Raw genomic sequence first — 10,469 nt, 5'->3', positions numbered from 1 at the left:
GCGCGGCGGCCATCCTGGCTTGTGGCCTGGCTTGCGGCCTGGCCCGGCCCCCGCAGGGATGCGGGACGGGCCGCGCCGGTCGGACGATTCGCGCCGAACGGACCGCCGTCAATCGGCATCGAAGCCACAGCGCCCCGGTTTCACGCAAACTTGCGTTTGTGGCGCTTCGCCGCCTTCGCTACACCTGCGCACGAAACCGTCAGGAAGGATGGCGACGATGACCAAATTCACGCTGCTGGCCTTGGGCGCACTGGTTGCGCTTTCGGCCTGCGCGCCGATCACCAGCCCGTCGCAACCGGGACCGGACGGTCAGCCTGTGCCCGCAGCCTCGATGATCGACGCCCGCGAGGCGCAGGCAATTCCGGCCCGCGTCTTGCAGCAGATAAACACCCTGCGCGGCAATATCGCCGCGCCCGCGATGCGGATGAACCCGCAACTGACCGCGGCGGCGCTGGCCCATTCGCGCGACATGGCGGCGCAGAACCGCGCCTGGCACTGGGGCTCGGACGGCTCGTCGCCGCTGGAGCGGGTCAGGCGGCAGGGCTATTCCGGCCAGCTGGTGGGCGAGAACATTTCCGAAAGCTATGAAAACGACATCCAGACGCTGAACGCCTGGATGCAGACGCGCGACACGCGCGACGTGATCATGGATCCGACCGCGACCAGCCTGGGATTCGCCTGGTATCAGGAACCCTCGGGCAAGATCTGGTGGACGCTGATCAGCGGCACCTGAGGGCGCCGCGACAGCAGGCAGGTCAGGCGGCTATCGGTCAGGGATTGATAACGATCGGCGTGCCGGGACGCAGCATCGCATAGATATCCTCGATCTCGTTGTCCTTCACGGCGATGCAGCCGGCAGTCCAGTCGCGCTTCTTGGGCGCCAGGACCCTGCCTTCGGGCCCCCATCCGTGGATGAAGATGTCGCCACCCGGCTTGCGACCCATCTTTTCCGCATAGGCGGTATCCTCGGCATTGGGATAGGACATGCCGACGGACAGATAATACCGGCTGCGCGGATTGAAACGGTCGATGAAATATGTCCCCTCGGGCGTCTTGCCGTCGCCCTCGAACTGCTTGTCGCCGACAGGCTCGTTGCCCAGCCCGATGTCATAGGATTTCAGCACGGTCTGGTTGTTCAAAAGATACAACCGCCGCTGCCCCTTGTTTATGACGACCTGAGTCACCGGAGGGCCGCTATAGGTCTTGAATTTCGTGTTCTTGCTGCCGCAGGCCCCCAGAAAGGCCAGCAGCGACAGCGCCATCACGCGCCGGTTTGCTCGATACATCACTGCCTCTGCATTTTATCGTTTTTATGGCCCTGACATAGCATGAAGACCGGGTCCTTGCCTAGCGCCTGACGAATTCGGCCGCGGTTTCGATATGGGGCGACCAGCGGAACTGATCGACGATCAGAAGCCGGGTCAAACTGAAACCGCCATCGGCCAGAATCCGCGCATCGCGGGCAAAATTGACCGGATCGCAGGCAACAAGGGCCAGTCGCCCGACCCGCGAAGCCGCGATTTCGCGTGCCTGCGCCGCAGCCCCGGCGCGGGGCGGATCGATCACGATTGCGTCAAAGCGTGACACTTCATCGGCCAGAAGGGGATTGCGCGCCAAATCGCGAATCTCGGTCGTGACGCGCTGCAGGCCGGGCGTGGCGCGCCATGCCGCGTCCAGCGCGGCCAGCGGGGCGCCCAGCCCCTCGACCGCATGGACCTGCGCGCTTTCGGCCAGACGCAGCGAGAATGTCCCGCAGCCGGCGAACAGGTCCGCGACATGGCGCGCGCCGCGCGTAAAATCGTGCACCGCGGCCGCCAGGGCGGCTTCGCCCTCTTCGGTCGCTTGCAGAAAGGCGGCGGGCGGCGGCACCACCTTGGCCCGGCCCATCGGCACGGCCGGCGACCGGCGCGTGATCGTCTGCCCGTCCCAATCCAGCCGCGCCAGGTCGCCCTCGGCTGCCAGCGCGGCGAGGGCGGCGAAAAGCTCGGCCTGCATCGGTTTGCCGCCCGCGACCGCGACATCCAGACCGGCAGGCCCATCAATCACGTTGATCGTCACCTCGCCCATGCGCGAGGCGCCCGCGGCCACGATCCGCCGCAACAGCGGCAGCGCGGCGGTGATCCGGGGCCGCAGCACATGGCAATCGGCCAGATCGACGATCACGTCCGAGGCGCGCGCATGAAATCCCACCAGCGCGCCCTTCTTGCTGCGCCGACCCGACAGCACCGCGCGCCTGCGCGAACGCGGCGGCGACACATGGATGCCCTGGATCGGCGCCGGCAATCCGCGCGCCGCCAGCGCCGTTTCGACCACCTGCCGTTTCCAGCCGGCCGTGAAGCCCTGGCTGGCATGCATCAGCGAACAGCCGCCGCAGGTGCGATAATGGGCGCAGGCAGGGCGCACCCGATCGGCCGAGGGCGTCACGATCCGGGGCGCGCTGATGCGGCCATCCGTGGCCTCGCCCTCGATCACCTCGCCCGGCAGGGTCAGCGGCGCCAGCGCCCGGCCCCGGTCGCCGACCGCCACCCCGTCGCCGCGCCGTCCCAGCCGCCCGATGGTCCACAGGCTCACTCGGCCGCCTCCCGGGTGCCCAGAAAGCCGCCCGATTGCCGGTTCCAGTATCGCGCGTAGAGCCCGCCAAGGGCGAGCAGATCGTCATGGCTGCCCTGTTCCACGATCCGGCCCGCATCCATGACCACGATCCGGTCTAGCTGGGCGATGGTGGACAGCCGATGCGCGATGGCAAGGACGGTCTTGCCGCGCATGGCGCGCGACAATGCCTGTTGCACCTGCGCCTCGACCTCGCTGTCCAGGGCGCTGGTCGCCTCGTCCAGCACCAGGATCGGCGCGTCCTTCAGAAAGGCGCGGGCCAGCGCGATTCGCTGGCGCTGCCCGCCCGACAGCTTGACGCCGCGTTCGCCCAGATGCGCGTCATATCCCTTGCGGCCGGCGTGATCTTCCAGCGTCAGGATGAAATCATGCGCTTCGGCCGCGCGGGCCGCCGTCTCGATATCGGCCTGCGTGGCGCCGGGGCGGCCATAGAGGATGTTGTCGCGCGCGGACCGGTTGAACATCGCCGTTTCCTGCGTGACCATCGCCACCTGCCGGCGCAGGCTTTCCTGGGTCACGCCGCGCAGGTCCTGCCGGTCGATCCGGATCGCCCCGCGTTCGACATCGTAGAGCCGCAGCAGCAGCGCCACCAGCGTCGATTTCCCCGCGCCCGAGGCGCCGACGATGCCGATCTTCTCGCCCGGCCGGATATGCAGATCGACGTCCTGCAAGCCGCCCAGATCGCGGCCATAGGCAAAGCCCACCGCGTCGAAATCCACGCGGCCCTGCACGCGGTCCAGCGCGATCGCGTTCGGGGCGTCCTTCAGGTCGTGGGGCGGCGACAGGGTGCGCATCCCGTCCTCGACCTCGCCGACGCTGCCCCAGATGCCCATCAGCGCCATGCTGACCCAACCGGTCATCTGGCTCAGCCGCATGGCGATCGCACCGGCTGCCGCGATATCGCCGGGCGTGGCCAGGCCCTGCCGCCACAGAAGGATCGAACCGCCGACCAGGATCACCGGCAAGACCCCCGCGATCACCATCAGCGACAGCCGGAAGCTGCTGCTGACGATGCCGAAATCCAGTGCGCGTTCACGGAACCCGGCCATCGCGCCAAGCGCCGCGCGATCCTCGTGTTCGGCATGGGCGAACAGCTTGACGGTCTTGATGTTGGTGATCGTGTCGACGACCTGCCCGGTCACCATGGCACGAGCCGATGCGCGCGCGCCCGACCGCGCCCGGATGCGGGGCAGGAAAAAACGGATCAGCCCGAAATAGGCCGCCAGCCAGACGATCAGCGCCGCAGCGCCCCAGCCATCGACGCTGACAAGAAACGCCGCCGAACCCAGAACCGAGGCCAGCGCGAAGGCCACCACGTTGACCATCTCGGTCGCGACATCGGTGACGGCGCGGGCGGTCTGCATCTGTTTCTGGGCCAGCCGCCCGGCGAAATCGTTGTCAAAGAAGGTGACCGAATGGCCCATCGTCCAGCGATGCAGCCGCGACAGGACCAGCGGCAGCACGTTGGGACCCACGATCACGCTTGAGGTCGCGGTCGAGATGCCGAAGATCACCGGCCGCAGCAGCAGGAAGAACCCCACGAAGGCCGCGATCAGCAATCCGTTGTCAACCCACAACCTTTCGGGGACGCCCTGCGTCACCGCATCGACGACGCGGCCCAGAAGGATCGCCGCCACAACGTCCGCCAGCCCGCCAAGCGCCGATGCGAGGGCCGCCAGTGACAGTCCCCGCCATGCACCCGACAGGCACCAGCCGAAAAAGGCCAGCAGCCGGTCGGGCGGCGGCCCGGCGGCGGGCCGAAAGGCATCGATCAGGCGGCCCAGGCGGCGGTGCAGGCTCATGACCGCTCTCCGGCCAGCAGGGCGATGTCGATCAGCGCGGGCGCGGGCATGACGAAATCGGCCGCGATCCAGGCCGCCTCGGCGGCGCGCATTCCGCGTCCAAGCGCCGGTCCGCGAAGCCGCGGCATCAGGTCGTCGGCAGAAATCGGGAACCGCGCCGACGCGGCTTCGGCCAGTCGCGTCTCCCAGTCCTGCGGCAGCTCCTGCCCCCGAGCGGCCCGGATCAGCGCGCAATCGGTGGCAGCCTCGAAGCCCAGCCGGTAGCCCGCCTCGTTCAGCGACCACCCGGCATCCAGCGCCCCGCGCAAAACCTGCTGTGCCCTGGCCTCGTCGCGCGACAGGCGCAGCAGATCGGCGCTGTTGCGATCAGCCAGGCAGGCCAGACGGCGCCGCCACGAGGGCGGGCGCGGGCCTTCGGCGGCGATCAGCGCAGGCAGGTCATCGACGGTCGCGGCGGGCAGGATCCGCGCCAGAACGCCGGTTTCGGCCATCAGCGCCATCGCGGGCGCGGGATCGGACGCGGCCAGCAGCTTTTTCATCTCGGCCCCGATCCGTTCGCGCGCGATCCGCGCCAGACCATCCTTCAGCGCGCTGCAGGCGGCGACGGCCTCGGGGTTCGCGTCACGCCCATACCAGGCCAGGAAGCGGAAAAACCGCAGGATGCGCAGGTAATCCTCGCGAATCCGGGCCTGTGCCTGGCCCACGAAGCGCAGCCGCCGCGCCGCCAGATCGGGCAGGCCGCCCACCGGGTCGACGACCTTCCCGTCGCGGCCGGCATAAAGCGCGTTGATGGTGAAATCACGCCGCCGCGCATCCTCGGCCAGATCGTCCGAGAAGGCCACGACCGCGTGGCGGCCGTCGGTTTCGAGATCGTGGCGAAAGGTCGTCACCTCGAAGCCGCGCGTGTCCGAGACCACTGTGATCGTGCCATGGTCGATCCCGGTCGGCACGGCCTTCAACCCGGCTGCCCGCACCAGCCGCATCACGTCGTCGGGACGGGCATCCGTGGCGATGTCGATATCCTCGACCGGACAGGCCAGCAGCGCGTTGCGCACCGCCCCGCCGACCAGCAGGGCGCGATGGCCGCCGGCCTCGATGGCGTCAAGCACCGCGATCAGCGCCGGATCGCGCAGGATGTCGGCGGGCAGGCGGGTCACGCCGCCATCCTGCGCGCCAGTTGCAGCAGCACCCGCGCCGTCGCGCCCCACAGGTAATAGGGTCCATAGGGCGCCACGTAATAGTATCGCCAGCCGCCGCGCCAGCGCCGTCCCTCGATGCGGTAATGGGCGGGGTCGGCGATATGGGCGAAGGGCAGCGAAAAGACCTCTTCGACTTCGCCGGGCTCCGCAATGGGTGTGAAGGGGCCGCGGATCACGGCCAGCACCGCAGTCATGGCAAATCCGGTCACGGTCCGGTGCGGCGGAAGCGTGCCGATCAGATCGATCTGCGCGGGATCAAGGCCGACTTCCTCGCGGGCCTCGCGCAGCGCGGCCGCGGTCTCGTCGGTATCGCCGGGATCGACCTTGCCGCCCGGCAGCGCGATCTGGCCCGGATGATGGCGCAACCCCGATGCGCGCTTGGTCATCAGGATACGCCCGTCATCCTCGTGGAAGGCAGCCAGAACGCCGGCCGGCCGCAACGCGGTCTCGGGGGCCGGATCGGCGTTCAGGTCATAGTCCGAACTGGGCCCCGCCGGAATCGACAGGGCCCGCCGCAGCCGGTCCTCGGACCAGCCGCCGGTCACTCGGCCGCCCTGTTCTGAGCATCGTCATCGGGGTCGATGGGATTGCCCTCGGCATCCAACGTCGCCTCGAAACCCAGCGAATTCGGATCGAATTCGTAATGCGCGCCGCAGAACTGGCAATCGGCGGTGACGATCCCCTCGTCGGTGGTCATGTGCGCGATGTCCTTGGCCGAATAGATCGACAGGGTGTCGCGCACCCGGCCCGCGGTGCAGGAGCAGCCGAATTCCACCCTCTGCGCATCGAAGACGCGCGGAGCTTCCTCGTGAAACAGGCGCAGAAGCAGGTCGGTCGGACCGACGCGGGGACCGATCAGTTCCAGCGTCTCGACCGTGTCCAGCAGCAGGTTGGCACGGTTCCAATCCTCGGATTCGCCGCCCTGCAGGATGTCGGCGGCCTCGATCAGCCCGCCTTCGCCACTGCCGCCCTTTCCGGCATCCATCGGCTGTGCGGGCAGGGTCTGCAACATCACGCCGCCGGCGCGCCAATGCGCCGGCTCGCCGGTCAGTTGCGAATGGCCGCTGGCCAGCGCGAACCGCGACGGCAATTGTTCGGACTGGGCAAAATAGGTCTGCGCGCAGGCTGACAGCGATCCCCCGGCCAGCGGCGTGATGCCCTGATAGGGATGCGTGCCCTGGCCCTGGTCGATGAGGATGGCGAAATAACCCTCGCCGATCTGGGCAAACGGCTCGCTCGCGTCCAGCCTGTCGGCATCGAAACTGGCCCAGGCGCGGATGCGCGCGGGTTCGTCCTGCGAGGCGGGCGCATAAAAATCGGCGGCGATGGTGCGCACGGCGCCATTGCCCCGGACCTGCAGGCTCAGCTTCCAGCGCAACTTGATGGTGGGGCCGATCAGCGCGGTCAGCAGGGCCAGTTCCGCCACCAGGGCACTGACCGGGGCGGGATAGTCGTGGCGCGACAGGATGTGATCCAGCACGCCGTCCAGCCGTGCCACCCGGCCCCGGATCGAGGAGCGGTCAAGCTGGAAGGGCAGGACTGTATCGTCCCAGGCGATCTGGTTGATCATGCTCATGGCGGGTCCCTGAAAATTCAGTCTGGCCCGCGGCGCGGCGCAGGCGGTTTCGCCGCCCAATATAATCCATTCGCCGCCGATCCCAAGAGCCAGGGCGCATCGGCTTTCGCCGCGCGCCCCGCCGCGCTAGAGAGAAGCCGCAGCAGATGAGGCATTTGATGATCCCGCGCTACGGCCCGCCGCCCCGTCCCGCATCGCGCATCGGCCACGGCTGGCGCAGGCGGCCCGGGGCCTATGCGATCCTGATCCGGGACGGGTGGCTGTTGCTGACCCATCAGCAGGCACCGGTGCCGGAATTCCAGTTGCCGGGTGGCGGTATCGATCCGGGCGAAAGCCCGGTCAGGGCGCTGCACCGCGAAGTCGGCGAAGAGACCGGCTGGACCATCGCGGGTCCGCGTTTCCTGTCTGCCTATCGCCGTTTCGCCTATATGCCCGACCATGATCTTCATGCCGAGAAACTATGCGAAATCTGGCTGGCCCGTCCGATCCGGCGCCTGGGTCCGCCATCCGAACCCGGCCACAGCGCGCATTGGGTCCGCCCCGCCGTTGCGGCCGACCTGCTGGCCGATCCCGGCGCGCGCGCAATCCTGTCGCGCTGGCTGAAAGCGCACGGCTAGGGCCGGATCAGCGCGCGGGCAGGTTCAACGGCTTTGCCGGTCCCAGATATTCGATCAGCACCGCCGACATGTCGTCGGGCCTTTCGCCGCCCGCATATTGCGAGACCGACCAGGCCATGGCCTCGAGGAAGGAATGGCCGCCCAGAAAGGCGTTGGTGCGCATGATCGCCTCCAGCCCGTCATCGCCCAGCAGGCGTCCGGCCGGGTTCGACGCCTCGGTAATCCCGTCCGAGGTGATCAGCAGCCGATCGCCGGGATCCAGCATCACGTCCACCTCGTCGAAGACCGGTTCCTCGAAGACGCCGACCGGCATCCCGCCCCGGCCCAGCAGCCGGACCGATCCGTCGCCCTTTTGCAGGACCGGATGCGGATGGCCCGCCTGAACAATCCGAAGCTGACCGGTGACGTGGTTCAGATCGGCATAGATCATGGTGAAATAGGTGTCGGTGCACATCTCCTCCAGCATCATGTTGTTGAAGAAATGCGCCAGCGCCGCGGGCCTTACCGAATCGCTGCCCGACTGCGCCGCCCGCAGCGCCACATTCTGGTCTGACGAGCCCGACAGATGCACCGAAAGCTGCGCTGTCAACAGCGCCGCCGTGACCCCGTGACCCGACACGTCCAGGGCATAGATTCCGACGCGGTCTTCGCCGATGGGAAAGAAGCCGACAAGATCGCCGCCGATATGGCCGGCCGGTCGCAGCAGCAACGACATCTCGAACGGGCCAAAGCGGCCGCCGCGTTCGCGCACCAGACCCTGTTGCAGCTTGCGCGCCTCGCGCAGATCGCGGTCGATCGCCTCCTGCGCCTGTTCCAGCGATGTCAGCGCCTCTTGCAGGCGATCGTTGCTGGCGCGCAACTCGGCCTCGATCCGCAGCACCCGTTCGCTGACCGCAAGCCGGGCCAGGACATTCGCGCCCTGCGCGGGCATGGCCACGAAATCATTGGCCCCGGCCTGCAATCCGCGCGGGACCTGATCGCGCGGATCGCCATGGATCAGCATCACCAGATAGCTGTGCGCGCAACGCGGATCGGCGCGGAAGCTGCGGCAGAAGTCCAGCGCTCCGCCCCCCTCCTCGATCCAGTCATAGATCACGACGTCAGGCCGGTTCTCGACGCTCCATCCCAGAATGTCGTCGCCCGGGGTCTTCTCGACCGCCGCATAGCCGGCATCGCGCAACTGGCTGGCCAGCATCCGGCGCAGATCCGGATCGCCGATGACCAGCAGGACCAGACGCGCCTTGCCGGCCGCGGTCGATTCCGCGGTCTTGACGCTGCGCTGCTTTCGAGTCTCGGCTTTCATATCCAAGCTTCTAGGCGCGCCGCCGTGAATGATTGGTAAAGATCGCCCGGCGTAATCCGTCAAATGCTGCAGATCATGCAGGGCCTGCGACGTCTATACCAGCAGTTCGGCCAGAATCTCGTCATTGGTGATGTCGCGATAGACAAAGCCGGTCCGGTCCAGCCGGGCCTTCAGCGCGGTCAGGTTCGCGGGTTCGTTCGTCTCGATCCCGATCAGGACCGAGCCGAAATTGCGCGCCGATTTCTTCAGGTATTCGAATCGCGCGATGTCATCGTCCGGGCCCAGCATTTCCAGAAAGTCGCGCAGCGCGCCGGGGCGCTGCGGCATCCGCAGAACGAAATATTTTTTCACGCCGCTATAGCGCTGGGCGCGTTCCTTGACCTCGGGCAACCGCTCGAAGTCGAAATTTCCGCCCGAACAGACGCAGACGATCGTCTTGCCCGCGATGTCGTCCAGATCCTGCAGCACATCGACGGCCAATGCGCCCGCCGGTTCCAGCACGACGCCTTCGGTGTTCAGCATCTCCAGCATGGTGCGGCAGATGCGATCCTCGGGGGCCAGGCGGACATCGGCGGGGCTGAAGCGGCGCAGGATCTCGAAGGGCAGGGCGCCGATCCGGGCGACCGCGGCGCCATCGACGAAGCTGTCCACGGCGGGAAGGGCGACGGGTGCGCCGGTTTGCAGTGCGGCCTGCAGGCTGGCGCCGCCGGACGGTTCTGCAAAGGCAAAGCACGTCTCGGGCGCCTCGGTCCCGAAATAGCGCGTCACGCCCGATGACAGCCCACCGCCGCCCACGGGCAACACGACCAGATCGGGCGCGCGGCCCAGTTGTTCCAGCATTTCCAGCCCGACCGTCGCCTGACCCTCGATCACGTCGGGCGCGTCGAAGGGCGACAGGAAGGCGGCGCCGTTGCGGGACGAAAACGCCTGCGCGGCGGCCAGCGTCTGGTCGAAATAATCGCCGTTCAGGACGATCTCGATCGCGTCGCCGCCGAAGATCCGCGTTTTCTGGATCTTCTGCTGCGGCGTGGTGACCGGCATGAAGATGGTGCCTCTGGCGCCGAAATGACGGCAGGCAAAGGCCACCCCCTGGGCGTGATTGCCGGCGCTGGCGCAGACGAAATGGGCGCTGCTGCCCGGCTTGTCGCTGACCAGCTTGCGCATGGCATTGAAGGCGCCCCGCAGCTTGTAGCTGCGCACCGGTGTCAGATCCTCGCGCTTCAGCCAGATGTCGGCGCCGAACTTGGCCGACAGATGGTCGTTGCGTTGCAGGGGCGTGGGCTCGAACAGGTCGCGAAGCGCGGTCTCGGCAGCCCTGACGGAGGCGACAAAGTTTTCCATGCAGCCGCCCATGCCGCGAAA

The 10,469-nt window shown here is 67.7% G+C and carries 10 protein-coding genes; 2 read left to right on the top strand and 8 right to left on the bottom strand.

Annotation, left to right across the window (positions count from 1 at the left end):
* The first annotated feature begins 217 nt into the window (after positions 1-217).
* The gene (locus B4L36_RS12435; RefSeq protein ID WP_292957724.1) at positions 218-733 is read left to right on the top strand and encodes a CAP domain-containing protein; all 516 of its coding nucleotides are present in this window, start codon (positions 218-220) and stop codon (positions 731-733) included.
* A gap of 37 nt (positions 734-770) precedes the next feature.
* Here the strand turns inward: B4L36_RS12435 and B4L36_RS12430 are convergent, their stop codons facing one another.
* From B4L36_RS12430 to B4L36_RS12405, 6 genes are all read right to left on the bottom strand, one after another.
* Positions 771-1,286: a L,D-transpeptidase family protein gene (locus tag B4L36_RS12430; protein ID WP_292957721.1), complete on the bottom strand. Its 516-nt coding sequence runs from the start codon at positions 1,284-1,286 to the stop codon at positions 771-773.
* Between the two features lie 61 nt (positions 1,287-1,347).
* Complete coding sequence (locus B4L36_RS12425; RefSeq protein ID WP_292957719.1) at positions 1,348-2,571, bottom strand: class I SAM-dependent RNA methyltransferase; 1,224 nt, start codon at positions 2,569-2,571, stop codon at positions 1,348-1,350.
* Positions 2,568-4,412 (bottom strand): ABC transporter ATP-binding protein, encoded by a 1,845-nt coding sequence (locus B4L36_RS12420; RefSeq protein ID WP_292957716.1) that lies wholly within the window; start codon positions 4,410-4,412, stop codon positions 2,568-2,570. The genes B4L36_RS12425 and B4L36_RS12420 overlap by 4 nt, the downstream gene beginning before the upstream one ends.
* Entirely contained in the window at positions 4,409-5,569 is a 1,161-nt protein-coding gene (locus B4L36_RS12415; RefSeq protein ID WP_292957713.1) for a CCA tRNA nucleotidyltransferase, read from the bottom strand. The genes B4L36_RS12420 and B4L36_RS12415 overlap by 4 nt, the downstream gene beginning before the upstream one ends.
* Positions 5,566-6,156 carry an NUDIX hydrolase gene (locus B4L36_RS12410; protein ID WP_292957710.1) on the bottom strand — a complete coding sequence of 197 codons (591 nt, stop codon included), beginning with the start codon at positions 6,154-6,156 and terminating at the stop codon, positions 5,566-5,568. Before B4L36_RS12410 ends, B4L36_RS12415 begins: the two co-directional genes overlap by 4 nt.
* The gene (locus tag B4L36_RS12405; RefSeq protein WP_292957707.1) at positions 6,153-7,187 is read right to left on the bottom strand and encodes an Hsp33 family molecular chaperone HslO; all 1,035 of its coding nucleotides are present in this window, start codon (positions 7,185-7,187) and stop codon (positions 6,153-6,155) included. Before B4L36_RS12405 ends, B4L36_RS12410 begins: the two co-directional genes overlap by 4 nt.
* A 158-nt stretch (positions 7,188-7,345) precedes the next feature.
* On the opposite strand from B4L36_RS12405, the gene B4L36_RS12400 reads away from it, so the two are divergent.
* Positions 7,346-7,804 (top strand): NUDIX hydrolase, encoded by a 459-nt coding sequence (locus B4L36_RS12400; protein ID WP_292957969.1) that lies wholly within the window; start codon positions 7,346-7,348, stop codon positions 7,802-7,804.
* Between the two features lie 7 nt (positions 7,805-7,811).
* Here B4L36_RS12400 and B4L36_RS12395 read toward each other — a convergent pair whose 3' ends face one another.
* Both B4L36_RS12395 and ilvA read right to left on the bottom strand, forming a co-directional pair.
* Positions 7,812-9,107 carry a PP2C family protein-serine/threonine phosphatase gene (locus B4L36_RS12395; RefSeq protein ID WP_292957704.1) on the bottom strand — a complete coding sequence of 432 codons (1,296 nt, stop codon included), beginning with the start codon at positions 9,105-9,107 and terminating at the stop codon, positions 7,812-7,814.
* A gap of 93 nt (positions 9,108-9,200) precedes the next feature.
* Complete coding sequence (gene ilvA / locus B4L36_RS12390; protein ID WP_292957701.1) at positions 9,201-10,448, bottom strand: threonine ammonia-lyase IlvA; 1,248 nt, start codon at positions 10,446-10,448, stop codon at positions 9,201-9,203.
* Positions 10,449-10,469 lie beyond the last annotated feature (21 nt).

Source organism: Paracoccus sp. UBA889, assembly GCA_002294185.1.
Taxonomy (GTDB): domain Bacteria; phylum Pseudomonadota; class Alphaproteobacteria; order Rhodobacterales; family Rhodobacteraceae; genus Paracoccus.
The sequence above is the reverse complement of the archived record's forward strand: the minus strand, read 5'-3'. Positions and strand labels throughout refer to the sequence as shown.

Bases quoted from the DNA above. Each gene is read 5' to 3' on its own strand.
- B4L36_RS12420 (WP_292957716.1), bottom strand. From the start codon at position 4,412: ATGAGCCTGCACCGCCGCCTGGGCCGCCTGATCGATGCCTTTCGGCCC.
- ilvA (WP_292957701.1), bottom strand. From the start codon at position 10,448: ATGGAAAACTTTGTCGCCTCCGTCAGGGCTGCCGAGACCGCGCTTCGC.
- B4L36_RS12435 (WP_292957724.1), top strand. From the start codon at position 218: ATGACCAAATTCACGCTGCTGGCCTTGGGCGCACTGGTTGCGCTTTCG.
- B4L36_RS12430 (WP_292957721.1), bottom strand. From the start codon at position 1,286: ATGTATCGAGCAAACCGGCGCGTGATGGCGCTGTCGCTGCTGGCCTTT.
- B4L36_RS12400 (WP_292957969.1), top strand. From the start codon at position 7,346: ATGATCCCGCGCTACGGCCCGCCGCCCCGTCCCGCATCGCGCATCGGC.
- B4L36_RS12395 (WP_292957704.1), bottom strand. From the start codon at position 9,107: ATGAAAGCCGAGACTCGAAAGCAGCGCAGCGTCAAGACCGCGGAATCG.
- B4L36_RS12405 (WP_292957707.1), bottom strand. From the start codon at position 7,187: ATGAGCATGATCAACCAGATCGCCTGGGACGATACAGTCCTGCCCTTC.